Below are 22,585 nucleotides of genomic sequence, written 5' to 3'. Positions count from 1 at the left end.
ATCACGCTATAGCTATGGTTTTTGATAAGACAATGGACCCGATGCGCCCCCACTCCTTCCTTTACGCCAAACCCTCCGAATGGGGCGGCTTCGTGTTTCGCTTCGTGGCCAGCTGGTGGTACATGGTCCACCTGGGCGCCATCGCGCTCGTGATGGCGTTTTCGCCGTCCACCTACAACCGCGAGAACCGCCTCACCACTTCGCGCTACATCTACACCAGCACCTGGGAGGTGCTGCCCTGGTTCACGCTGCTGGCAGCCTTGGTGAGCCTGGTCCTGATCCGCATCGTGGTCGTGACCGCGCTGAGCTACGGCCTGTCGCGCTATGCGCTCGAGATGGTGGTGCGGGTGCTGGTGCTCGAACTCATTCCCCTGACCGCGGCCATGTTCGTGGCCCTGCGTGCGGGCCTGGCGTTCAACGCCGGCGACGCGCGCGCGCTGGCCGTCGCCGCCAATGCGCAGCCCGACAAATCGGCCGCCGCGCAAAACCGTCTGCGCCGCGAACTGGTGCCGCAGGTGATCGCCAATGCCTTTGCCGTCTTGAGCCTGGCCATGGTCAGCAGCGTGATCGTGCTGGTGCTGGCCTACATCAGCGTGTACGGCGCTTCGCCCTGGGGCGTGCTCGACTACACGCGCACCGTCGGGCGCGTGTTTAACCCGGCGGTGACGGTCGGCTTTGTCGCCAAGACGATTTTTTTCGGGCTGGCGGTGGCCGTGATCCCGACCGCCGCCATCCTGGAGTTGCACCGCTTCGGCCGCCGGTCTTCGTCGACCGTGCAGCCGGGCGCGATACGGCTGCTGTTCGTATTGCTGGTCATCGAGGCCGGTTCGCTGGCCGTCAAATACATTTAAGAGAGCGAGCATGACTGAAAACGAAGCCGACGCCCCCGCCGAACCCATCGCCCATGTCGAAATCAAGGCAGTAATCCTGCTGGTGCTGATGGCCGCGCTGGTGGCGACCTTTTTGCTGTACGTGATGTACGCGCGCGGCGTGTTCGAGAGCACCCAGCGCCTGGTGCTGGTGTCGGAAGACTCCGAAGGCGTCATCCCCGGCATGGACGTGACGTTCTCCGGCTTTCCCATCGGGCGCGTGCAGCGCGTCGAACTGGCGCCGGACGGCAAGGCGCGCATCCTGGTCGACATCAATCGCAAGGACGCCAAGTGGCTGCGCGTCTCGAGCGTGTTCACGATGGAAAAGAGCATGGTTGGCGAGACGCGCATCCGCGCCTATTCGGGCATTTTGTCCGACCCGCCGATCGAAGAAGACGCGATGCGCACCGTGCTGCGCGGCGACACCGCCGCTGAAATTCCCAAGCTCGTCGCCAGCGCGCGCACGCTGCTCGAAAACCTCGAGAGCATGACCAGCAGCGGCTCGGCGATCAACAATAGCCTGGCCAATATCGAGACGCTGACCGGGCGCTTTGGCGGCAAGTACGGCGTGTTGGGTGGCGCCCTTGGCGGCGAGGCCGAGGCGCGCAAGGTGATGCAGACGCTGCACCGGGTCGACTCGTTGCTGATCAAGGCCGACCAGCGCGTATTTGGCAAGCAGGGTGTGATGGACGACGCGCAAACCGCCGTGCGCCAGCTGAACGTGGTGTTGAAAGACGCCAGTGCGAGCTTGAAAAAAGTCGATGCAGTGCTGGCCGAAGCGCAGAAAGTGGCGGGCAACGCCAACGAAGCGACCAAGGACATCGGCGCGCTGCGCAGCGAGGTCGACGCCAGCCTGCGCAAGGTGACGCGCCTGATCGACGAAATCAACCGCAAGTGGCCCTTTACACGCGAGACGGAGTTGAAGCTTCCATGAACAAGATTTTCTTAGTCATTCCACTATCCCTTGGCCTTTGCCTGGGACTGGCGGCCTGCGGTAGCAAACCGGTGCAGCCGGACTGGAAGTCGAATGCCAGCGGCTCGCTCAAGAGCTTCAGCCAGGCTTACCTGAAAGGCGACAGCGGCGCGGCAGAATCGGAATTTACGCGCGCCCGCGTCGAGATGGCCAGCACCGGCCGGCCCGACCTGGTGGCGCACGCCGAACTTTATCGCTGCGCCACGCGCGTGGCCAGCCTGGAATACGATGACTGCCCGGGTTTTCTGGCGCTGGCGCAGGATGCCACCGTCAACGAGCGCGCCTATGCCAACTACCTGGCGGGCCACTGGCAGGGGCTCGACGCCGCCTTGCTGCCCGAGCAGCACCGCGCCATCGTGCAGGGCAAGGGCGGCATCGGCGCCATTGCCGACCCGCTCTCGCAACTGGTGGCGGCGGGCGTGCTGATGAAGGCAGGGCGCATGTCCCCCGCCGATATCCACGTCGCGACCGAGACAGCCTCATTGCAAGGCTGGCGCCGGCCGCTGCTCATGTGGCTTGGCGTGGCGCTAAAGCGCGCCAGCGAGGCGGGCGACAGCGCGCAAGCGGCGCGTCTACAGCGCCGCATCGACCTGGCGCTGCTGACCAAATGAGGCGCGCAAGATGAGGCGCGCACTTCGCCTTGCACTGGCAATTGCAGTCGTGGCGCCATTGCCGCCGGCCGCTGCCAGTCAATGCTACGGCAGGCCAGGCAAGGGGCGCCTGGAGGGCGGCGTCCAGCTGCCCCTTGAAGGCGACAATTTTTCCGCCTACAGCACGGTGGCGGCAGGCGCCGGACGCACCTATCTGCACGCCACCAGCGCCGCCATCGTGGTTGACGCGTATGCGCGCCTGAACGCCGGTTCGCCGGCCAATCGCTATGTGTACGGCGAGACGGGGCTGGCCTCGGGCGGGCTGTTCAAGCCGCACAGGACGCATCAGAACGGTTTGTCGATCGATTTTTTCGTGCCGGTGCGCGATGCGCGGGACGTGTCTGTGGCGTTGCCCACCCAGGGAAAAGCGCGTTTCGGCTATGACATCGAATTCGATCGCAATGCCAGATACCAGCAGTTGCGCATCGATTTCCCGGCGCTGGCAGAACACCTGTACCAGCTAGACGCCGCTGCCCGCGCCCATGGCGCGCGGATCGCCAACGTTATTCTCGCGCGGGAGTTTTTGGCCATGCTGTGGGCAAGCCCGCGCGGTCCCTGGGTCAAGAAAAATATTCCGTTCATGGTCGCCAAGCCGTGGGTGCGCCATGACGAGCATTATCACGTTGATTTTTCTCTTCCTTGCCAACCAGGCGTGCCGAAGGGCGCGGCAATGGATCATTGGCCTGCCAAACGCGACTTGCAAGCACTTGCAAACCAAGGCCTCCACGTCCCCGCGCAGCACCTCATTTTTCGCCGGAGAGCAAGCGGCGTTATAAACGTCGCCGGCCCTTCACCAGAAACTAAGCTCTGAGCGCGACGACCTCCAAATATTCCGCCTCCACCCGCGTCGTACCATCGGTCGCCTGATTGTTGCGCGTCCAAAGTTCGACCAAATCCTTGCGCAAGCCTGCCTTGCTGACATCGTCGAGCGCGGCCAGGGCGCGCACCGTGGGGCCGTAATATTCAAAGAAAAATTGTGCCACTTCCGCAGGCGGAAATGGATAGCGCATGGGATACATGCGCTTTTCCGCCGCAACGCTGGTGCATCCCGGTCCCAGCCGGTCACGCACGGTGGCAGTGTCGCCCCAGTTCAGTGGCGACACCATCAGCGGTGGCGGCGGCACATGACTGCCAACAACCTTGAACATTTGGCCAACGTGGCCTTCCGGCGTCCAGTTGGCCATGGCAATGCGCCCGCCCGGGCGGCATACCCGCAACAGTTCGGCGGCCACCAGGTCGGGGCGCGGCGCGAACATGGCGCCGATCAGGCTGACCACGATGTCAAATGAAGCGTCGCCGTAGGGCAGCATCTCGGCGTCGCCTTCATCAAAGGTAACATTGACGCCGGACGCGGCTGCACGCGCGCGTGCCTTGGCGACCAGGTTGGAGGCGATGTCCACGCCGATCACGCGCACCCCCGCACGGGCCGCAGGAATGGCGATCTGGCCGGCGCCGCAAGCGACGTCGAGCATGTGCGCGCCCGGCGGAATGTGCAAGCGAGAGAGAAATTCAAGCGCGCCCGGTTCCATGTATTGTGCGAAATGCGCATAGTCGCCGGACATCCAGGTTGTCTTGAGGCGCGCCTTGAGCGCCTCCATTTCAGGGCTGATCGGATTCATGCCGCATCTCCTTGCACGCGCTATTGCGTACTCGTTTGGACCAGCGTCCTGTGATTTTGTTCAGCGAAAGCGGCGCGGCAGCGTGTTGTGAATATGCGTGGCGGCAATGGCCGCGTGTCCCGCGGCCACGCTGATCTGATTCAAGCCCTTGACCACGTCGCCGATGGCGTACAAGCCTGCAACCGTGGTGCACTGGTATTCATCCACCTCCAGCGCCAGGCAGTCGGCGGTCGCCGCGCCAAGCCCCGCCGCCAGGTCGGAGCGGGCGCTCTCGCCGAGCATCGGGTACACCACGTCGGCATGATGGTCTTCGCCATCTTCCGTGTGGATCACTGGCTTCATGGCGTGCGACATGGTCACGCCCAGCACCGGCGAGGCGATGTAGCGCACGCCAGCGTCGCGCAACTGCTGCTGGTGTTCTGCGGGCATGGCGGACTCCCGGTCGCGCTCGAACAGCGTGACGCTGGCGCTGAAGGTGCGCATGAACAGCGCGTGGCTGACCGGGTTTTCGGGTGACGAGACGATCGCAATGCGCTTGTCGAGCACGTCGAATCCGTCGCACACGGGGCACAGGCGCACCGCGCCCGCAGCGACTGCCTCGCGCCAGTTTTCCACCGGCAAGCCGGCGTCGGCGATGCCGGTGGCAATGAGTACGGTACGCGAGCGCACTTCGCCCCCTTCGAATGCGGCCACGAAGCAGTCGCCCTCGCGCCGCAGCCCGCTGACCTCGCCCGGCGTGACCGCGCCGCCATATCTGCCGAGCTGGCAGCGCAAGTTGTCCAGCAGTTGCAGTCCCCGTATGCCGTCTGGAAAACCAGGGAAATTATGGGTCACAGGAATTAAGTCCAGGCGGCTGTTGCCTTTGTCGACGAGCATCACTTCGCGCCTAAAACGGCGCAAGTAGACCGCCGCTGTCAGTCCGCCCGGGCCGCCGCCGATAATCAGGGTGTCATATACATTGTCCATGCTGCATTCTGGATGCGGCGTAACAGGGCGTGCATCGGTGCGCGCGCCGCCGTCAGGTAAGACGGGGACGACAAGGTTTAATCGTGGGCCTCTGGCTGCAGGGTTACATGATCGATGCCGTGTTTGGCAAGCAGCATCTGGTGGACCAAGGCCAGCACTTGCGGCCATTCGCGCATGCTGCGGATGTGCAGGTGCCCGATCAGCGCCGGCTGTCCGGGCGACATGTCCCATACATGCAAGTCATGCACCGACAGCACGCCGGGCACTTGCGCCAGGTCGGCGCCCACCTGCAGGTAGTCGATCGCGTGCGGCACGCCCTCCATCAGCGAATGATAGGACTCGCGCAAGATGGCGGCGGTAGACTTGAGGATCAGCAGCGACACCACGATCGACAGCAGCGGGTCGATCTGCATCCATCCCGAGAGCCAGATGACGGCGCCGGCCACGATGGCGGCAATCGAGCCGAGCACGTCGCCCATCACGTGCACCAGCGCCGCGCGCGTGTTGATGCTGGCCTGGTCACGCGCGAGCAGCCAAGCCACGCCCAGATTGACCGCCAGGCCGATGCTGGCGACGATCAGGACGGTAAGGCCCGCAACCGGGCGCGGCGCGGAAAAGCGCTGCACAGCCTCGAACACGATCCAGCCGACCACAAGCAGCATCGCCAGGCCATTGACGAATGCGACCAGCGCTTCGGCCCGGCCATAGCCAAAGGAATTGCGCGCCGAAGGAGGGCGCTTGGCAATCATCTGGGCCAGCAGCGCCAGGCCGAGCGAGGCGGCGTCGGTCACCATGTGGCCGGCGTCCGACACGAGCGCCAGCGAATTGGAAATCAATCCGAACACGACTTCCACGACGGCGAACAGCAGCGTGAGCATGAGCGCTACGGCCAGTGCGCTATTGCTGCGCTCTTCAGTCACGTGCACGTGCTTGGCGTCACCCTGGTGGTGGGCGTGCAGGTGCGCGGACGGTGAAGGGGGTGTGTTGGATGGCATGCTTAAAGTGTAATATAAAATTCCCGGCCCGGCGCAGGCCCGTCCCTAGCCCGTGTTTCGCGGCGCCGGACAGGGTTTTTATGTGTGATATATTTAGTTCTTAAAAAGCCCTTGTGCTTCTCGAAATGCCTCTCTATAATATTGGTCTTCGGGCGGTTAGTTCAGCTGGTTAGAATACTTGGTCGACATCCAAGGGGTCGGGGATTCGAATTCCTCACCGCCCACCAGATTAAGAGTTTTAAAAACGGTAGTAGTCAGTAAAAGTGAGAAAGGCATCATGGTTATGACACCGCGAACTACGACGGAGTTGTTCCAGCGACACTAGTCGAGGTGATTCCTTTTGCTCTACGAAAAGTAAACGCGGCTAGCCCGCGTTTTTTTTCGTCCGCGTTTTTGATCGACACACCATTTCGTTTCATGTTCAGGAGAACAGCATGCTTTCAGTCCGACTTCCCGATGGTTCCGAGCGCCAGTTCGACGGCCCAGTCACCGTAGCCCAGGTCGCCGCCAGCATCGGCACCGGACTTGCCAAGGCGGCGCTGGCCGGCAAGGTCGACGGCAAGGTCGTCGATACGTCCTTCCTGATCGAGCAGAACGCCGAGCTGGCGATCATTACCGACAAGGACCCCGAAGGCCTGGACGTGATTCGCCACTCGACGGCGCATTTGCTGGCCTACGCGGTCAAGGAGCTGTTTCCGGAAGCGCAGGTCACCATTGGCCCGGTCATCGAGAACGGCTTTTACTATGACTTCGCCTACAAGCGTCCGTTCACGCCGGAAGACCTGGCTGCCATCGAAAAAAAGATGGGCGAGCTGGTCAAGAAGGATGAAAAAGTCACCCGCACCGTCTTGCCGCGCGACGAAGCGGTTGCCTACTTCAAGTCCATCGGCGAAGATTACAAGGCCGAAATCATCGGCTCGATTCCTGCCGGGGAAGACGTGTCGCTGTATGCCGAGGGCGGCTTCACCGACCTGTGCCGCGGCCCGCACGTACCGTCGATCGGCAAGCTCAAGGTATTCAAGCTGATGAAGGTGGCCGGCGCCTATTGGCGCGGCGACTCGAAAAATGAAATGCTCACCCGCATCTACGGCACGGCCTGGGCCAAGAAGGAAGATCAGGAACTGTACCTGCACAATCTTGAAGAAGCGGAAAAGCGCGACCACCGCAAGCTGGGCAAGCAGCTCGACTTTTTCCACTTCCAGGAAGAGGCGCCGGGCCTGGTGTTCTGGCATCCAAAGGGCTGGATCATTTGGCAGCAGGTGGAGCAATACATGCGCCACAAGTACCAGGTCAACGGCTACGACGAAGTCAAGGCGCCGCAGATTCTCGACAGCAGCCTGTGGGGCAAAACTGGCCACTGGGATAACTATCGCGAAAACATGTTCGTGACGGAATCGGAAAACCGCTCCTACGCGCTTAAGCCGATGAATTGTCCCGGTCACGTGCAAATTTTCAACAGCAACATGCGCAGTTATCGCGACTTGCCGCTGCGCTACGGCGAATTCGGCCAGTGCCACCGCAACGAGCCGTCCGGCGCGCTGCACGGCATCATGCGCGTGCGGGGTTTTACGCAGGATGATGGCCACATTTTTTGCACCGACGAGCAGATCCAGCCTGAAGTTGTTGCGTTTCACACACAGGCGATGGAAGTGTATGCCGACTTCCATTTTGAAAATATTGACGTCAAACTGGCGCTGCGTCCGGATAACCGCATCGGTACGGACGAAGTGTGGGATAAAGCGGAAGAAGCGCTGCGTTCGGGTTTGCGCGCCTGCGGCGTCACCTGGACCGAGTTGCCGGGCGAGGGCGCTTTTTACGGGCCGAAGATCGAATACCACCTGAAAGATAGTCTCGGCCGTCCTTGGCAGGTGGGCACCATGCAAGTGGACTTCTTCATGCCGGAGCGACTCGGCGCCGAGTACGTGGCGATGGATAACTCGCGCCAGGTGCCGGTCATGCTGCACCGCGCGATCGTCGGTTCGCTCGAACGTTTTATCGGTATCCTGATCGAAAACCATGCCGGCGCGATGCCATTGTGGCTGGCGCCGGTGCAGATCGCTGTCCTGAACATTTCGGATGCGCAGGCCGATTATACGAAGGAAATTGCTTCGCAACTGCGCAAAGCCGGGTACCGCGTTCACGCTGATTTGCGAAACGAGAAGATAACCTATAAAATACGCGAACATTCCGTCCAAAAACTGCCATATATCCTTGTGATCGGCGACAAAGAGCGGGATGCCAACACTGTGGCCGTGCGAGCACGGGGCAATGTCGATTTGGGCGTCATGTCCATCGAAGCCCTCGTGGAGCGACTCAAAACCGAGATCGATTCCAAAGCTTGACGCGCGGCTAATTCATCAGACATTAAAAGGAAACAACATAGCTACTGACAAGTCACATCGCATCAATGGCGAAATCACCGCCCCTGAAATGCGTTTATCGGGGGTGGAAAACGAGCCGCTTGGCATTGTGAGCCTGGCCGAAGCTTTTCGTCTGGCCGAAGAGGCTAACGTCGACCTGGTCGAAATCGCTCCGACGGCGCAGCCGCCGGTATGCCGCCTCATGGACTACGGCAAGTTCAAGTATTCGGAGCAGAAAAAGGCCCACGAAGCGAAATTGAAGCAAAAGATCATCCTCGTGAAGGAAGTCAAATTCCGTCCGGGTACCGATGATGGTGACTACAATATCAAGCTGCGTAACCTGATCAAGTTCCTGGACGAAGGCGACAAAACCAAGATCACACTGCGTTTCCGCGGCCGTGAGATGGCGCACCAGGACATTGGCTTTCGCATGCTGGAACGTCTGAAGGCTGATCTGGAGCCGTACGGCCAGGTCGAGCAATTCCCGAAGATGGAAGGCCGCCAGATGATCATGATCCTGTCGCCAAAAAAGAAGAAGTAAGCCGTCGAGTCGTGTTGGCGCGGGGTCGGACCCCGGTTCGACGCCGGCGCAAAAAGTTGGCACAGGTTACACCCGTAGGGCGGAAAAGCGTAGCGCATTCCGCCATGAGTCCCCGGCGGCTTATGGCGGAATGCGCTTCGCTTTTCCGCCCTACATTTCGTTGAAAATGTATTTTTTTCGACACATCTGTGTTATGATCTCGGGCTTCGTTCTGCAAAGAATGAGGAATCATGTGAAAGCAGGCATCTAAGCGCAGCGCGTTGTTGCCACCTGCAATCCTGCTACTGGAGCTGTCCGGAAGGACAGAACTACTATGCCTAAAATGAAGACCAAAAGCTCCGCGAAGAAACGTTTTCGCGTGCGTCCAGGTGGAACCGTCAAAGCGGGTCACGCTTTCAAGCGCCACATCCTGACCAAGAAAACCACCAAGAGCAAGCGTCAATTGCGCGGAATCACGAACGTCGACGCTGCGGATGTACGTTCCGTCATGCGTATGATGCCGTCTGCTTAATCTCACACTCAATTTAAGGAGATACTATGCCTAGAGTAAAACGTGGGGTTACCGCTCGTGCCCGTCACAAGAAAATTCTTGTCCAAGCTAAAGGCTACCGTGGTCGCCGCAGCAAGGTATACCGTGTTGCCAAGCAAGCAGTCATGCGCGCCGGCCAATACGCTTACCGCGATCGCCGCAACAAGAAGCGCGTATTCCGCCGCCTGTGGATCGCCCGTATCAACGCCGCTTCCCGTGAGCATGGCGTAACGTACAGCGTATTCATGAACGGCTTGAAGAAAGCATCTATCGAACTGGACCGTAAAGTCCTGGCCGATATGGCTGTGATGGACAAGCCGGCGTTCGCCGCGATTGTCGCCGCAGTAAAGACAAAAATCGCAGCGTAAGCTTGTGATCATGTCAGGCGCCGCCCCCGGGTGGCGCCACGAAGCGGGGCAGAGGTTCAAACCTGTGCCCCGTTTTTGATTGTGGCGCGCGCGCGACGCGTCTTGGCTCAATCTTCAACCAAAAAAAGACATCGCATGAATTCCCTCGAAGACCTCGTCGTCTCGGCCCAGGCTGACTTTAGCGCCGCCCCAGACGCTGCCGCACTCGAAAACGCCAAAGCCAAGTACCTTGGCAAGACCGGCCAGATCACCGAACAGATGAAGGGACTCGGTAAACTCGATCCCGACCAGAAAAAAACCCAGGGCGCGCTGATCAACGCCGCCAAAGTGCAGATCGAGACCGCCCTGACCGAGCGCCGCGATGCGCTGGCCAACGCCATTCTCGACGCGCGCCTGAACGCGGAAGCCATTGACGTCACGCTGCCCGGGCGCGGGCGCTCGATGGGTGGCATTCACCCCGTGATGCGCAGCTGGGAGCGGGTCGAGGAGATCTTCCGCTCGATCGGCTTCGATGTGGCCGACGGCCCCGAAATCGAAACCGACTGGACCAACTTCACGGCCCTCAACAGCCCGGAAAACCATCCGGCCCGGTCGATGCAGGACACCTTTTACGTGGAAGGCAACGACAGCACCGGTAAGCCTTTGCTGCTGCGCACCCACACCAGCCCGATGCAGGTGCGCTATGCGCGCACCCATACGCCGCCGATCAAGGTCATCGCGCCCGGCCGCACTTACCGCGTCGACAGCGATGCAACGCACTCGCCGATGTTCCACCAGGTTGAAGGCCTGTGGATCGCCGAAGACATCTCGTTCGCCGACCTGAAGGGCGTCTACCTCGCCTTCGTCAAGGCGTTCTTCGAGACCGACGATCTGCAGGTGCGCTTTCGCCCCTCGTATTTTCCGTTCACCGAACCGTCGGCGGAAATCGACATTGCGTTTGGCAGCGGCCCGCTCAAAGGACGCTGGCTGGAAGTGTCGGGCGCCGGCCAGGTGCATCCGACGGTGGTCAGGAACTTTGGCCTGGATCCTGAAAAGTTTATCGGCTTCGCGTTCGGCTCCGGCCTTGAGCGCTTGACGATGCTGCGCTACGGGATCAACGACCTGCGCCTGTTCTACGAAGGCGATCTGCGCTTCCTGAAGCAATTTAATTAATCAAGATAACTCATCAAGACAACAAGATCTTTGCTTTAAAGGCGAATAGATATGCAATTTTCTGAAACTTGGCTGCGTACGATGGTCGATCCGGCCCTGACGTCGGATGAACTGGCCCATTTGCTGACCATGTCCGGCCTCGAGGTCGAAGAAGTCGAAGCCGTCGCGCCGCCGTTCTCGAACGTCGTCGTCGCTGAAGTACTGGAAGTGACGCGCCACCCCAACGCGGACCGGCTGAACGTTTGCAAGGTCAACGTGGGCACCGGCACGCTGCTCAACATCGTCTGCGGCGCGCCCAACGTGCGCACCGGGATGAAGGCCATTTGCGCCATGGCCGGCGCCGTGCTGCCGCCGGGCGCGGACGGCAAGCCGTTCCTCATCAAGGTGGGCGAACTGCGCGGCGTCGAGTCGCAAGGCATGATGTGCTCTGCCAAGGAACTGAAGATCTCGGAAGAGAGCAGCGGCCTGATGGAACTTGATCCGAGCGCACAGGTCGGCCAGAACATCCGCGACTACCTGGCCCTGAACGACCTCAAATTTACCATCAAGCTCACGCCAAACAAGGCGGACTGCCTGTCGGTGCTGGGCGTGGCGCGCGAAGTGTCGGCGCTGACCGGCACGCCGCTGGTGATGCCGTTAATGCGCACCGTACCGGTGAACGGCAGCGAGATACTGCCCGTCAAAATCAGCGCGCCGGATTTGTGCGGGCGCTTTTCGGGCCGCGTGATCCGCGGCCTGAACGCCAAGGCGGTCACGCCGCAGTGGATGTGCCAGCGCCTTGAGCGCAGCGGCCAGCGCCCGGTGTCGGCCCTGGTCGACATCTCCAACTACGTGATGCTCGAACTGGGCCGGCCGTCGCACGTGTTCGACCTCGATAAAATCCATGGTGGCCTGGATGTGCGCTGGGGTAAGCCGGGCGAAACGCTCAAGCTCTTGAACGGCACCACCATCGCGATCGACGCATTTTTTGGTGTGATTGCCGACGACAAGGAACTTGAATCGCTGGCCGGCATCATGGGTGGCGACGCCACGGCCGTCTCGCTCGACACCGAGAACATCTACCTTGAAGCGGCCTTCTGGTGGCCGAACGCGATCCAGGGCCGCGCGCGGCGCCTGAATTTTTCGACCGATGCGGCGCACCGCTTCGAGCGCGGCGTTGATTTTGCGACGACGGTGGAACACATCGAGCGCATCACCGCGCTGATCGTGGAAATTTGCGGCACCACCCAGACCGTGGTTGGCCCGGTGGATGACATTGTCGCCAACCTGCCGCAGCGCGCTCCGGTCCTGCTGCGCACCGCGCGCGCGCAAAAAGTCATCGGCGTGCCCGTCACCGACGCCATGGTGGCCGACATTTTCACCCGCCTTGGCCTGCCGTTCACGCAGCAGCCTGGCTTGTTTTCGGTGACCTCGCCGTCCTACCGTTTCGACATCGAGATCGAGGAAGACCTGATCGAAGAAGTCGCGCGCGTGTACGGCTTCGAGAACATTCCTGCGCTGCCGCCAGTGGCTGCCAGCCAGATCATCCTGGCGCCCGAGAACACGCGCTCGCTGTTCGCCGTGCGCCACCAGATGGCCGACCTTGGATACCAGGAAGTGGTCAACATGAGCTTTGTCGAGTCGCAGTGGGAAGCCGATTTTTCGGCCAATACCGACCAGATCAAGCTGCAAAATCCGATCGCCAGCCAGATGGGCGTGATGCGCTCGTCGCTGATCGGCAGCCTGGTGGCCAACGTGCGTTACAACCTGAACCGCAAGGCGGGCAGGGTGCGCGCGTTCGAAGTGGGCGCCGTCTTCAAGCGCAATGCGCAGGCCGTGGATGGCCCGCTGTCCGTGGCCGGTTTTGACCAGCCCAAGCGCGTCGCCGCTATTGCCTACGGCCCTGCGCTGGACGAACAGTGGGCCGCCAAGCCGAATCGGGTGGTGGACTATTTCGACGTCAAGGCCGACGTTGAGGCGATGTTCGCACCGCGCGTGCTACGGTTTGTAAAAACCGCGCACCCGGCGCTGCATCCGGGCCGCTCGGCAGCCATTGAACTGGACGGCCAGGAAATTGGCTTCATCGGCGAACTGCATCCGCGCTGGCTGCAAAAGTACGACTTGCCGCTCGCGCCGGTGCTGTTCGAGGTGGATGCTATTGCCTTGCAACAACGTGTTGTGCCGGAATATAATGAGATTTCGAAGTTTCCAGGCGCCACGCGCGACCTGTCGCTGGTCGTCAAGCAAACCGTCGCGATGCAAGATTTGATCGATACTTTTTCAGCGGAACTGGCGGCCAATCCCGCTGGAAAGATTGTGCAAGCCATTGTTTTGTTTGATGAATATCGCGGCGAACGGGTCGAATCGGACGAAAAAAGCCTTGCTTTCCGCTTTAGCTTGCAAGATACTCAAAACACCTTGCAGGACGAGTTGGTCGACGGTGTGATGACGGCCATGAGCGACGCTGCGAAGAAAAAACATGACGCGAAGCTGCGTTCATAATCGAAGAGCACAGAAATTTAAGGCGGGGCTGGAAAATTAATAACAACGACGTGGATTCGGCCGTACTCCAATCGGCACTGGCTGCCGACCTGCATCGCGCGATGCTTGACGCCAAGGTGCGCCAGGAGGCCGAGAAAGATTTACCGACCTTGACCAAGGCCGAGCTTGCTGAACTGTTGTTCGAGCAGGTCGGTCTGAACAAGCGTGAAGCGAAAGACATGGTCGAGACGTTTTTTGACGAAATCCGCAATGCGCTCGAGCGTGGCGAAGCGGTCAAGCTCTCCGGCTTTGGCAACTTCCAGCTGCGCGACAAGCCGCAACGGCCGGGGCGCAATCCCAAGACCGGGGAAGAAATCCCGATCACTGCCCGCCGCGTCGTCACGTTCCACGCGAGCCAGAAGCTCAAGGGGATGGTTGAAGAAACCAGCCCCCTGTCCCGTGCCGCTTAACCGGCGATAGAAGCAATTTATGAATGATCGTCCGAGCAAGACTGATCTGATTGTGCTGCCGGCCATTCCAGCCAAGCGCTACTTCACCATTGGTGAAGTCAGTGAGTTGTGCGGCGTCAAACCGCACGTCCTTCGCTACTGGGAGCAGGAATTTACCCAGCTAAAGCCAGTCAAACGACGTGGGAATCGCCGTTATTATCAGCACCACGAGGTGTTATTGATACGCCGTATTCGCGAATTGTTGTACGAACAGGGCTTTACGATCAGCGGTGCGCGCAACAAGCTCGACGGCCGTGGTGGCGAAGTACCGGTTGATGACGCGCCTGACAACGGCGCCATGGAGGTTGTGACGGCGCGGCTCGACAACGCCTTCCTGCGCGCCGAACTGACGGCCATACTCGCGCTGCTCACGCCGGGCGTGTGAACCGTAGGGGCTTGTCTCCTATATAATGACCACTCCACCCTTGTGCACCTCCTTGCCGTGTTGCGCGTTGTTCGGATTCTCCCGTGTTTGTACAAAACAATCACGGTGCTAGAATACCAATGGATGCGCAGTACCGGGCTAAGGTAGGCCGGGCTCTTTCCTATATCAGGGAAAATTTAAGGGAAGACAATGATACGCGTTGCCATTTGTGACGATCACCAGATAGTACGAGCAGGATTCAAACAGATTTTTTCGTCTTCCAGCGACTTTGACGTCGTCGCCGAAGGCGCAACCGGGCGCGAAGCGCTCGACATTGCACGGCGCGAAATTTGCGACGTGCTGTTGCTCGACATTGCCATGCCCGACCAGAGCGGCATTGATATCCTGCGCACCATTCGCCAGGGGCAGCCCAATTTGCCTGTGCTCATTTTGTCGGGCTATCCGGCGCAGCAGTACGCGCTCAACCTGTTCAAGATGGGCGCCAACGGTTATCTGAACAAGGAGTGCGAGGCGGACGAACTCAAAACGGCCGTGCGCACGGTGTTTCAGGGCCGGCGCTACGTCAGTTCCACGGTGGGCGAGCTGCTCGCGCAAAGTTTTGACCGCGATCCGAGCACGGCTTTGCACACGGAATTGTCAGACCGCGAGTTCCAGGTATTTTTGCGCCTTGCCAAGGGTGCAACCGTGTCCGATATCGGCGTTGCACTCTCGCTCAGCATCAAGACCGTGTCCACCTACCGCACGCGCATCATGGAAAAAATGGGGCTGCAGTCGAACAGCGACCTGACGTATTACGCCATGAAAAACAACCTGCTCGATTAACCATTCGAGCACGAAAGTAGGGCGGAAAAGCGCGAGCGCATTGCGCCATGCGTGCGGCAACGTGGCGCATCCATGGTGGAATGCGCTCGCGCTTTTCCACCCTACCAGACGCCGATTATGCTGACCTGCGCAACCTGCGCCCAGGTCAGCTGGTATTTCCTCATCCCACCCTGTACGCGTTCTTGTCATTGCGACCACCTGCCAAATATGCTCGGCAGCGTTTCGCTTGAGCAGGGCTATAATTGCCTCCACGACTAGGTTGCAAAGGACGCCGGATGTATTTCACCACTGACCCACCGGTCAAAGCAGGTTTACCCTGGTATCAAACCGTCGTCGCCCTGATCTGCATGCTGATCCTGGTCGCAAACGGCGTCAGTCTGTTTCATAACCTTTCCTCCCTCAAGGGGGCCAATTCGGTCCAGAGCCAAACGGCCAAGGTGGCCGACCAGGTCCAGTATCTGAACGTGCTGGTGATGGATGCCGAGAGCAGCCTGCGCGGCTACTTCCTGTCCGGTTCCGAGGTCTACCTGGGCCCGCTGCGCACCGCCAGCGGGGAGATCGACGCCCAGTTTGCCGAACTGAATGTGCTGCTGGCCGACAGCCCGTCGCAGCGCAAGAACCTGGCCCAGTTGCGTGCGCTCGTCACGCGCAAGCTCGAAACCATGTACCAGGCGCTCGAGGTCTATCGCAAGGGCGGGCTGAACGATATCGTGGCCATCGCCGGCACCCATGACGACAAGACGCTGCAAGACGAGATCCGGCTGCAGGTCGTCATCATGGTGCAGGAACAGAACGAGTTGCTGGCCGCGCGCCGCGGCGCTTTCTACAATGAATATCAGTACGCGGTGATCGCCGGGATCGGCATCAATGCGGTGGCAATCCTGGTCCTGGCGCTGTTCTATCGCCTGATCCGGCGCGCCTTTCACGCCCGCCTGGCCAGCGCGTGCGCATTGCAAAACGCAAACGACAACCTGGAGTCGACGGTGGCGCTGCGCACCGAGCAACTGTCGGTGCTGTCGCGCCACCTCATCAGCGTGAGCGAAAAGGAAAAAGCCCGGCTGGCGCGCGAGCTGCACGACGAAATGGGCGCGAATCTGACGGCGATCAACATTGATATCAATGCCGTGGCCGACCGCCTCCGCACCACCGCCCCCGCACTGGCCGGCATGCTCGACCGTGCACGGGGCACCTTGCTCGATACCGTGGAATTGAAGCGGCGCATCGTCGAAGATCTGCGCCCCAGCATGCTCGACAACCTGGGCCTGTCAATGGCGCTGCAAAGCTATTGCGGCGACTTTGGCCGCGTCACCGGGCTCGACTGCGAAGCGCTGGTCGTAGGCGATATCGATTGCGCCGGCGCGATGCAGTCGATCGCCGTATTTCGGATCGTCCAAGAGTCACTCAACAACGTCGCCAAGTACGCCCAGGCCAGCCAGGTCACCGTGCACATCGCGCGCGAAGGCGACATGCTGGCACTGGAAATCATGGACAACGGGGTTGGCATCGATGCGCAAGAACTGGCCAAGCCCAAGTCGCACGGCTTACTGGGCATGCGCGAGCGTGCCTTTCTGTTGGGCGGCAGCTTGAGCATCGCACGCGGCATGCAGGGCCGCGGCACGTGCGTCAAGGCCAGCATACCGCTGGGCGAGCCGGCCGATAACGAAAAAAAAGGACAGCGTGAAAAGCTGTCCCCGTTACCGTTTAGCGCGCCACATCCATCAGCAGCCGGTCATATTCCGTCTTTGCCACTTTGTAGCATTCACCCGCATACGCCTCCAGACCTTGACGGTCAAGTACGGTAATGTTGCCGCGGCGGTATTGAATCAAGCCGTCGTCCTGCAGCTTGCCGGCCGCCGCCGTGATGCTTTCGCGGCGCACGCCCAGCATGATCGAAATGAGCTCCTGCGTAACCTTCAGTTCGTTGGAGGCGGAGCGGTCGAGCCGGTCCAGCAGCCAGCGGCACAGCTTTTGCTCGATTGAGCTGTGGCGACCGCCCACGGCGTTTTGCGCCATCTGCGCGAACAGGGCATTGGTGTAGCGCATCAGCAACTGGGGCAGCGCGCCGCCCTGGTTGAACGCGTCGCGCAGGTATTGGGTCTTGAGGCGGTAGCCATAACCCGCGCTCTGGACCACGGCGCTGCACATGGCGCGCTCGCCCATGAACAGCGACATGCCGACCACGCCTTCATGGCCGACGACAGCGATTTCGGTGGTGGCGCCGTCTTCCATGACGTACAGCAGCGAGACGATCGCGGTGGTGGGGAAATACACATTTTGAAGCTTGCTGCCGTATTCAAACAATTCTTTGCCAAAAGGGAGAGCCACCAGTTCCAGGTGCTCGAAGAGCGACTCCAGATCATGGCGGGGCAGGGCGGCCAGCAATTCGTTCTGCTGGGTGCCGCTGTAGCTGACAACGGGCCGGGACACAACTTTCAACTCCTGCGAACCGACAGGAATCTGGTTTACGGTCTGCGCCTTTTGCGCGGTACCACCAAGTTGAGTGTTGTTCATTTGTTTTCCTCACTATCTATGCATCACACCATGGACGCTCTGCGGACAACCCGGCAGAAACGCGATGTGTGAACATTAAAGCTATTGTGTGTTGGCGAACATAAGATTAGCAGTCGCCCCTATGTAGGCTGTATGCATAATATTATGTAGTCCTGGTCCTACTGGGAGAAAAGCCTGAAAACGGTCCGTATTTCCGCTATGTTTTCAGGAAAATATGATCAGAGGGGTTGAAGTGCACCCATGCGACCCGACGTGGCGACCGCATTTTGCCCGGCGGCTTGGGCGAGCCTGCTTAAATGTCGCATAATGTGCGTTCCTGCAACTACCGAATCGCACCCATGCACGTCCTACTGGTGGAAGATGACGCTGTCCTTGCCGACGGGCTCACCCGCATATTGCAAAGCCATGGCATGGTCATTGACGTGGTGGGCAATGGCAGCGCGGCCGACGTGCTGCTGCAACGCGCTGAAGTGGCGGTCGTGGTGCTTGACATCGGCCTGCCCGGCATCGACGGCTTCGAGGTCGTGCGCCGCCTGCGCGCGCGCGGGTCCAACGTGCCGGTGCTGCTGCTCACTGCCCGCGACGCCATCGAAGACCGGGTGCGCGGCCTTGAACTGGGCGCCGACGACTACCTGGTCAAACCGTTCGCCACGGCCGAACTGGTGGCGCGCATCAAGGCGCTGGCGCGGCGCAATGCGCCCAAGCCGGCCGTGCTGACGCTGGGACGCCTGACGCTCGACACGTTTACCCGGCGCGCCCTGGTCGACGGACGCACGGTCGAACTGTCGGTGCGCGAATGGGCGGTGCTTGAATACCTGCTCCAGCAAAGCGGGCGCGTGGTGTCCAAGCAGCAGATCATCGACGCCATCCTGCCGTGGGGCGACGACCTGACCACCAACGCCGTCGAAGTGTACATTTCGCGCGTGCGCCTGAAAATCGCCGACGCGGGCGTGTCGATCCGCACCATCCGCGGTTTTGGCTACATGCTCGAACATAGCGCGTGAACAGCATCCGGCTGCGCCTTCTGAAACGCCTGATCGGACCGATCCTGCTGGTCAATCTGGCCGGCGCCGGCCTGACCTACATGCTGGCGTGGATGCCGGCCCAGATCGCGTTCGACCAGGGGTTGCAAGACGCCGCCGGTGCCTTGTCGCTGCGCCTGCGCGCCGGCGCCGGCGGTGCGACGATTGACTTGCCGGCCGAAGCCGAGCAAGTCCTGCGCGCCAACGACGTCGATGCCTTTTACTTTTCGGTCAGGTCAAGCGCCGGGCGCCTGCTGGCCGGCGACGCCGGCTTCCCGCGTGCGCGCGCCGGCGAAAGCGGCGCCTATGACGCCAGCATCAACAACGAGCCGGTGCGGGTGGCGTTTCGCAGCGCGCGCGCCGGCGGCGAGGCGATCCAGATCGGCGTGGCCAAAACCATGCGCAAGCGTTTGCAGATCCGTTCGGCGGTGGTGCGCGCGCTGGTCCTGCTCGAAACCGTGATCACGCTGGCCCTGGTCTGGCTGACCTGGTTTTCGGTCTCCAGCGGCCTGCTGCCGCTGGCGCGCATGCGGGCCAACCTGAACCGGCGCGAGGCGGGCGACCTGGCGCCGATCGACGGCGGCGACGTCCCGTACGAACTGGCGCCGGTGGTGGGCGCCTTTAACGAATTGCTCGACAAAGTGCAGGCAGGCGCCAGCGCCCAGCACGATTTTCTGGCCGATGTGGCGCACCAGCTGCGTACGCCCCTGGCCGGCTTCAAGCTGCAGCTCGAGCACCTGGCGGCGCGCCACGCGAGCGACCCGGACACGGTCCATTCGGTGCAGCTGATGCTGGTCTCGAACGAACGCATGATCCGCCAGTCGAACCAGCTGCTGGCACTGGCGCGCGCCGAACCGAGCCGCTTTGAAAGAACGCGGCTAGAGACGATCGATTTGGCGCGCCTGGTGGAACAGGTGGTGCAGTATTTTGTCGACGAAGCGGGCAAGAAGCAGATCGACATCGGCTTCGACTTGCTGCCCACGCCAGTGGCGGGCGACAGCTTTTTGCTGCGCGACCTGATCGACAACCTGGTCGACAATGCGGTGCGCTACACGCCGCCGCGCGGCACGGTGACGGTGCGCTGCTATCTTGACGACGGCCACGGCGTGCTCGAGATCGAGGACTCGGGCCCCGGCATCGCGCCGCAGCAGCGCAGCATGGTGTTCGAACGCTTCGTGCGGCTCGACGACAAGAGCGCCGGCAGCGGCCTGGGCCTGGCCATCGTGCGCGACATTGCGCTGGCCCACGGCGCCACCGTTGCCATCGGCGGCGGCGAGGGCAATGCTGGCATGCTGCTGTCGGTGCGTTTTCCGCGCAACTGAACCCCGGCGCACCCCCGGTCGTCCCGCTTGCCCGCCAATCAGTTCACACGGACAGGGCAAGAATCGGTAAAATCGAGGGTTTTGTACAAAAGGCCAAGCTATGGCTGAGAAAATGGCCAACGATATCGAACCAATAATGACCGACGCCGACAGCGGTGCGGCAAGCAGCCGCCAGACGGCCCCGGCCCTGATCGCGCGCGAAGTCGCGCGCCGGCGCACCTTCGGCATCATTTCCCACCCGGACGCCGGCAAGACCACGCTGACCGAAAAGCTGCTGTTGTTTTCGGGCGCGATCCAGATGGCCGGCACGGTCAAGGCGCGTAAAAGCGGGCGCCACGCCACGTCCGACTGGATGGAGATCGAAAAGCAGCGCGGCATTTCGGTGGCCTCGTCGGTGATGCAGTTCGAGCATCGCGAGCACGTCATCAACCTGCTCGACACCCCCGGTCACCAGGATTTTTCGGAAGACACCTATCGGGTGCTGACGGCGGTCGACTCGGCCCTGATGGTGATCGATGCGGCCAAGGGTGTCGAAGCGCAGACCATCAAGCTGCTGGCCGTTTGCCGCATGCGCAATACGCCGATCGTCACCTTCATGAACAAGATGGACCGCGAATGCCGCGATCCGCTCGAACTGCTCGACGAACTGGAATCGGTGCTCAAGATTCAATGCGCGCCGGTGACCTGGCCGATCGGCATGGGCAAGAATTTTCGCGGCGTGTACCACCTGCTGCGCGACGAGATCATGTTGTTCAAGGCCGGCGAAGAAAAAGCGGACGGCGCCTTCGAAGTCGTCAAGGGCATCGACAATCCGCGCCTGTCCGAGATGTTCCCGCTCGAGATCGAGCAGCTCAAGATGGAAGTGGAGCTGGTGCACGGCGCCTCGCATCCTTTCGACCTGGAGCAGTTTCTGGCGGGCGTGCAGACGCCCGTATTCTTCGGCTCGGCCATCAACAACTTCGGCGTGCGCGAGATCCTGTCGGCGCTGGTCGACTGGGCGCCGGCCCCGCGCGAGCGCGACGCCACGCTGCGCGTGGTGGCGCCGAGTGAGCAGGCGTTCACCGGTTTCGTTTTCAAGATCCAGGCCAACATGGACCCGGCGCACCGCGACCGCATCGCGTTTTTGCGCGTCTGTTCGGGGCGCTTCGAGCGCGGCATGAAGGTCAAGCACCTGCGCCTTGGGCGTGAAATCAAGGTCTCGTCGGTGGTGACGTTCATGGCTTCCTCGCGCGAGCAGGTCGAAGAAGCCTACGCTGGCGACATCATCGGTTTGCCCAATCACGGCAACATGCAGATCGGCGACAGTTTTTCAGAAGGCGAGATGCTGGTATTTACGGGCATCCCGTATTTTGCGCCGGACTTTTTCCGCTCGGTGCGGATTCGCAATCCGCTCAAGATCAAGCAGTTGCACAAGGGTTTGCAGCAGCTCGGTGAAGAGGGCGCGGTGCAGGTGTTCAAGCCGGTGCAGGGCGCCGAATTGGTGCTCGGCGCGGTCGGGGTGCTGCAGTTCGAAGTCGTGGCCAGCCGCTTGCTCAACGAATACGGCGTTGATGCCGTGTTCGAGGGCACCAGCATCAGCAGCGCGCGCTGGGTCAGCGGCGAGGACAAGCGGGTGCTGGCGGACTTCGAAGCGGCGCTGGGGCACAACGTGGCCTATGACGCGGCCGGCAATATGGCTTACCTGGCGACGTCGAACGTCAACCTGCGCCTGACCGAAGAGCGCTGGCCGAAGCTGAAGTTTCACGCCACGCGCGAACACGCCGCCAAGCTGGCCTAACGTAGGGCGGATGAAATCCGCCATGCATGCGCCAACACGGCCCACGCATGGCGGATTGGCATCCGCCCTACAACCACGATTTAGCCTATCGTAGGGCGGATGCAATCCGCCAATGCTTGCGCCAACACGGCCCACGCATGGCTGATTGGCATCCCCCCTACAGCGGCGCGTTGGCCTATCGTAGGGCGGATGAAATCCGCCATGCATGCGCCAACACTGCCCACGCATGGCGGATTGACATCCGCCCTACGTTGCAGCAGTGGTGCGGCCCAGCCGCCAGGCGTCGACCGTACTGGCGATCCAGACCGCAACCATCACCAGCGCGGCAAGGTTCAGCATGCCGGTGTCAATGTGGCTCTGCGCGATCCGCTGCTCAATCAGGATCGGGTCCAGCACCATGCTGCCGTTGGTGATCTCATTGGCGATGGCAAACACCGGCTCCAGCACGGCACTGCTGAAATAAATGGCCGCCAGCAACGCCGGCGCCAAAAATGCCAGCGCGCGCAAGGGACGTTTGAGAAACAGCTGGCCCACGCCCGGGAACACCAGCCCCGAGAGCAGGGCAGCCTTGAGTGAACGGTCCATGCTAATCCTTGTATTTTTAAACTTTGATCCAGCGCAAACCGGAGGACGCTTGACGGCGTAAATTACTTCATGCGCACAGGAAACTTTTTACCGGGTAGGTAATCGGAAACAATCATACCCTGCACCGGCTGGCGCGTACAACGCAACGGGGAGAACGGGATGGACAAGTA

Annotated in this window: 22 protein-coding genes and 1 tRNA gene; 18 read left to right on the top strand and 5 right to left on the bottom strand. The window is 61.1% G+C overall.

What is annotated here, in order from left to right:
- The first annotated feature begins 41 nt into the window (after positions 1-41).
- Genes ACP7BV_RS02375 through ACP7BV_RS02360 form a run of 4 tightly spaced genes read left to right on the top strand, consistent with a single transcriptional unit; the run spans position 42 to position 3,303 of the window.
- Complete coding sequence (locus ACP7BV_RS02375) at positions 42-851, top strand: MlaE family ABC transporter permease (protein WP_426101396.1); 810 nt, start codon at positions 42-44, stop codon at positions 849-851.
- Positions 852-861: 10 nt separating this feature from the next.
- Complete coding sequence (locus ACP7BV_RS02370; protein ID WP_426101128.1) at positions 862-1,803, top strand: MlaD family protein; 942 nt, start codon at positions 862-864, stop codon at positions 1,801-1,803.
- Positions 1,800-2,453, top strand: coding sequence for a hypothetical protein (locus ACP7BV_RS02365; RefSeq protein WP_426101126.1), 654 nt, complete (start codon positions 1,800-1,802; stop codon positions 2,451-2,453). Before ACP7BV_RS02370 ends, ACP7BV_RS02365 begins: the two co-directional genes overlap by 4 nt.
- 10 nt (positions 2,454-2,463) lie before the next feature.
- On the top strand, positions 2,464-3,303 hold the full coding sequence (locus ACP7BV_RS02360; protein ID WP_426101124.1) for a penicillin-insensitive murein endopeptidase: 840 nt from the start codon (positions 2,464-2,466) through the stop codon (positions 3,301-3,303).
- Here ACP7BV_RS02360 and ACP7BV_RS02355 read toward each other — a convergent pair.
- The 3 genes from ACP7BV_RS02355 to ACP7BV_RS02345 all read right to left on the bottom strand — a co-directional run bounded on the left by ACP7BV_RS02355 (position 3,293) and on the right by ACP7BV_RS02345 (position 6,072).
- Positions 3,293-4,111: a class I SAM-dependent methyltransferase gene (locus tag ACP7BV_RS02355; RefSeq protein WP_426101122.1), complete on the bottom strand. Its 819-nt coding sequence runs from the start codon at positions 4,109-4,111 to the stop codon at positions 3,293-3,295. The genes ACP7BV_RS02360 and ACP7BV_RS02355 overlap by 11 nt on opposite strands.
- A 60-nt stretch (positions 4,112-4,171) precedes the next feature.
- On the bottom strand, positions 4,172-5,077 hold the full coding sequence (locus tag ACP7BV_RS02350; protein ID WP_426101120.1) for an NAD(P)/FAD-dependent oxidoreductase: 906 nt from the start codon (positions 5,075-5,077) through the stop codon (positions 4,172-4,174).
- A 77-nt stretch (positions 5,078-5,154) separates the two neighbouring features.
- Positions 5,155-6,072: a cation diffusion facilitator family transporter gene (locus ACP7BV_RS02345; RefSeq protein ID WP_426101118.1), complete on the bottom strand. Its 918-nt coding sequence runs from the start codon at positions 6,070-6,072 to the stop codon at positions 5,155-5,157.
- Positions 6,073-6,222: 150 nt separating this feature from the next.
- Here ACP7BV_RS02345 and ACP7BV_RS02340 point away from each other — a divergent pair.
- From ACP7BV_RS02340 to ACP7BV_RS02290, 11 genes are all read left to right on the top strand, one after another.
- Positions 6,223-6,299: transfer RNA gene (locus tag ACP7BV_RS02340), tRNA-Val, on the top strand.
- Between the two features lie 207 nt (positions 6,300-6,506).
- On the top strand, positions 6,507-8,414 hold the full coding sequence (gene thrS, locus ACP7BV_RS02335) for a threonine--tRNA ligase (RefSeq protein WP_426101116.1): 1,908 nt from the start codon (positions 6,507-6,509) through the stop codon (positions 8,412-8,414).
- Between the two features lie 10 nt (positions 8,415-8,424).
- Positions 8,425-8,973, top strand: a complete 549-nt coding sequence (infC, locus tag ACP7BV_RS02330) for a translation initiation factor IF-3 (protein ID WP_426101394.1) — start codon at positions 8,425-8,427, stop codon at positions 8,971-8,973.
- Positions 8,974-9,286: 313 nt separating this feature from the next.
- Positions 9,287-9,484 (top strand): 50S ribosomal protein L35, encoded by a 198-nt coding sequence (rpmI, locus tag ACP7BV_RS02325; protein WP_426101114.1) that lies wholly within the window; start codon positions 9,287-9,289, stop codon positions 9,482-9,484.
- A gap of 26 nt (positions 9,485-9,510) precedes the next feature.
- The gene (gene rplT / locus ACP7BV_RS02320; RefSeq protein ID WP_426101112.1) at positions 9,511-9,870 is read left to right on the top strand and encodes a 50S ribosomal protein L20; all 360 of its coding nucleotides are present in this window, start codon (positions 9,511-9,513) and stop codon (positions 9,868-9,870) included.
- A gap of 135 nt (positions 9,871-10,005) precedes the next feature.
- The gene (gene pheS, locus ACP7BV_RS02315; protein WP_426101110.1) at positions 10,006-11,022 is read left to right on the top strand and encodes a phenylalanine--tRNA ligase subunit alpha; all 1,017 of its coding nucleotides are present in this window, start codon (positions 10,006-10,008) and stop codon (positions 11,020-11,022) included.
- A gap of 51 nt (positions 11,023-11,073) precedes the next feature.
- On the top strand, positions 11,074-13,503 hold the full coding sequence (pheT, locus tag ACP7BV_RS02310) for a phenylalanine--tRNA ligase subunit beta (protein ID WP_426101108.1): 2,430 nt from the start codon (positions 11,074-11,076) through the stop codon (positions 13,501-13,503).
- 101 nt (positions 13,504-13,604) lie between these two features.
- Positions 13,605-13,952 carry an integration host factor subunit alpha gene (locus tag ACP7BV_RS02305; protein WP_426101392.1) on the top strand — a complete coding sequence of 116 codons (348 nt, stop codon included), beginning with the start codon at positions 13,605-13,607 and terminating at the stop codon, positions 13,950-13,952.
- Positions 13,953-13,971: 19 nt separating this feature from the next.
- Complete coding sequence (locus ACP7BV_RS02300) at positions 13,972-14,376, top strand: MerR family transcriptional regulator (protein ID WP_426101106.1); 405 nt, start codon at positions 13,972-13,974, stop codon at positions 14,374-14,376.
- 189 nt (positions 14,377-14,565) lie between these two features.
- Positions 14,566-15,198 (top strand): response regulator, encoded by a 633-nt coding sequence (locus ACP7BV_RS02295; RefSeq protein WP_426101104.1) that lies wholly within the window; start codon positions 14,566-14,568, stop codon positions 15,196-15,198.
- A gap of 275 nt (positions 15,199-15,473) precedes the next feature.
- On the top strand, positions 15,474-17,000 hold the full coding sequence (locus ACP7BV_RS02290) for a CHASE3 domain-containing protein (RefSeq protein WP_426101102.1): 1,527 nt from the start codon (positions 15,474-15,476) through the stop codon (positions 16,998-17,000).
- Here the strand turns inward: ACP7BV_RS02290 and ACP7BV_RS02285 are convergent.
- Entirely contained in the window at positions 16,900-17,709 is an 810-nt protein-coding gene (locus ACP7BV_RS02285; RefSeq protein WP_426101100.1) for a Crp/Fnr family transcriptional regulator, read from the bottom strand. The two genes, ACP7BV_RS02290 and ACP7BV_RS02285, sit on opposite strands and share 101 nt — an antisense overlap.
- 338 nt (positions 17,710-18,047) lie before the next feature.
- On the opposite strand from ACP7BV_RS02285, the gene ACP7BV_RS02280 reads away from it, so the two are divergent.
- The 3 genes from ACP7BV_RS02280 to ACP7BV_RS02270 all read left to right on the top strand — a co-directional run bounded on the left by ACP7BV_RS02280 (position 18,048) and on the right by ACP7BV_RS02270 (position 21,830).
- Positions 18,048-18,713: a response regulator transcription factor gene (locus ACP7BV_RS02280; RefSeq protein WP_426101098.1), complete on the top strand. Its 666-nt coding sequence runs from the start codon at positions 18,048-18,050 to the stop codon at positions 18,711-18,713.
- Positions 18,710-20,053, top strand: coding sequence for a sensor histidine kinase (locus ACP7BV_RS02275; protein ID WP_426101096.1), 1,344 nt, complete (start codon positions 18,710-18,712; stop codon positions 20,051-20,053). The genes ACP7BV_RS02280 and ACP7BV_RS02275 overlap by 4 nt, the downstream gene beginning before the upstream one ends.
- A 112-nt stretch (positions 20,054-20,165) precedes the next feature.
- Positions 20,166-21,830, top strand: a complete 1,665-nt coding sequence (locus tag ACP7BV_RS02270) for a peptide chain release factor 3 (RefSeq protein ID WP_426101390.1) — start codon at positions 20,166-20,168, stop codon at positions 21,828-21,830.
- Positions 21,831-22,076: 246 nt separating this feature from the next.
- Here the strand turns inward: ACP7BV_RS02270 and ACP7BV_RS02265 are convergent, their stop codons facing one another.
- Positions 22,077-22,415: a hypothetical protein gene (locus tag ACP7BV_RS02265; RefSeq protein WP_426101094.1), complete on the bottom strand. Its 339-nt coding sequence runs from the start codon at positions 22,413-22,415 to the stop codon at positions 22,077-22,079.
- Between the last annotated feature and the right edge of the window lie 170 nt (positions 22,416-22,585).

The organism is Massilia sp. TSP1-1-2 (genome assembly GCF_049896185.1).
In the GTDB taxonomy this organism is placed as follows: Bacteria; Pseudomonadota; Gammaproteobacteria; order Burkholderiales; family Burkholderiaceae_D; genus Telluria_A.
This window is presented reverse-complemented; position numbering and strand designations above follow the sequence as displayed.

Excerpts from the sequence above, each read along its gene's own strand:
- ACP7BV_RS02375 (WP_426101396.1), top strand. The coding sequence starts at position 42 with ATGCGCCCCCACTCCTTCCTTTACGCCAAACCCTCCGAATGGGGCGGC.
- ACP7BV_RS02370 (WP_426101128.1), top strand. The coding sequence starts at position 862 with ATGACTGAAAACGAAGCCGACGCCCCCGCCGAACCCATCGCCCATGTC.
- ACP7BV_RS02365 (WP_426101126.1), top strand. The coding sequence starts at position 1,800 with ATGAACAAGATTTTCTTAGTCATTCCACTATCCCTTGGCCTTTGCCTG.
- ACP7BV_RS02360 (WP_426101124.1), top strand. The coding sequence starts at position 2,464 with ATGAGGCGCGCACTTCGCCTTGCACTGGCAATTGCAGTCGTGGCGCCA.
- ACP7BV_RS02355 (WP_426101122.1), bottom strand. The coding sequence starts at position 4,111 with ATGAATCCGATCAGCCCTGAAATGGAGGCGCTCAAGGCGCGCCTCAAG.
- ACP7BV_RS02350 (WP_426101120.1), bottom strand. The coding sequence starts at position 5,077 with ATGGACAATGTATATGACACCCTGATTATCGGCGGCGGCCCGGGCGGA.
- ACP7BV_RS02345 (WP_426101118.1), bottom strand. The coding sequence starts at position 6,072 with ATGCCATCCAACACACCCCCTTCACCGTCCGCGCACCTGCACGCCCAC.
- thrS (WP_426101116.1), top strand. The coding sequence starts at position 6,507 with ATGCTTTCAGTCCGACTTCCCGATGGTTCCGAGCGCCAGTTCGACGGC.
- rpmI (WP_426101114.1), top strand. The coding sequence starts at position 9,287 with ATGCCTAAAATGAAGACCAAAAGCTCCGCGAAGAAACGTTTTCGCGTG.
- rplT (WP_426101112.1), top strand. The coding sequence starts at position 9,511 with ATGCCTAGAGTAAAACGTGGGGTTACCGCTCGTGCCCGTCACAAGAAA.
- pheS (WP_426101110.1), top strand. The coding sequence starts at position 10,006 with ATGAATTCCCTCGAAGACCTCGTCGTCTCGGCCCAGGCTGACTTTAGC.
- pheT (WP_426101108.1), top strand. The coding sequence starts at position 11,074 with ATGCAATTTTCTGAAACTTGGCTGCGTACGATGGTCGATCCGGCCCTG.
- ACP7BV_RS02305 (WP_426101392.1), top strand. The coding sequence starts at position 13,605 with ATGCTTGACGCCAAGGTGCGCCAGGAGGCCGAGAAAGATTTACCGACC.
- ACP7BV_RS02300 (WP_426101106.1), top strand. The coding sequence starts at position 13,972 with ATGAATGATCGTCCGAGCAAGACTGATCTGATTGTGCTGCCGGCCATT.
- ACP7BV_RS02295 (WP_426101104.1), top strand. The coding sequence starts at position 14,566 with ATGATACGCGTTGCCATTTGTGACGATCACCAGATAGTACGAGCAGGA.
- ACP7BV_RS02290 (WP_426101102.1), top strand. The coding sequence starts at position 15,474 with ATGTATTTCACCACTGACCCACCGGTCAAAGCAGGTTTACCCTGGTAT.
- ACP7BV_RS02285 (WP_426101100.1), bottom strand. The coding sequence starts at position 17,709 with ATGAACAACACTCAACTTGGTGGTACCGCGCAAAAGGCGCAGACCGTA.
- ACP7BV_RS02280 (WP_426101098.1), top strand. The coding sequence starts at position 18,048 with ATGCACGTCCTACTGGTGGAAGATGACGCTGTCCTTGCCGACGGGCTC.
- ACP7BV_RS02270 (WP_426101390.1), top strand. The coding sequence starts at position 20,166 with ATGGCCAACGATATCGAACCAATAATGACCGACGCCGACAGCGGTGCG.
- ACP7BV_RS02265 (WP_426101094.1), bottom strand. The coding sequence starts at position 22,415 with ATGGACCGTTCACTCAAGGCTGCCCTGCTCTCGGGGCTGGTGTTCCCG.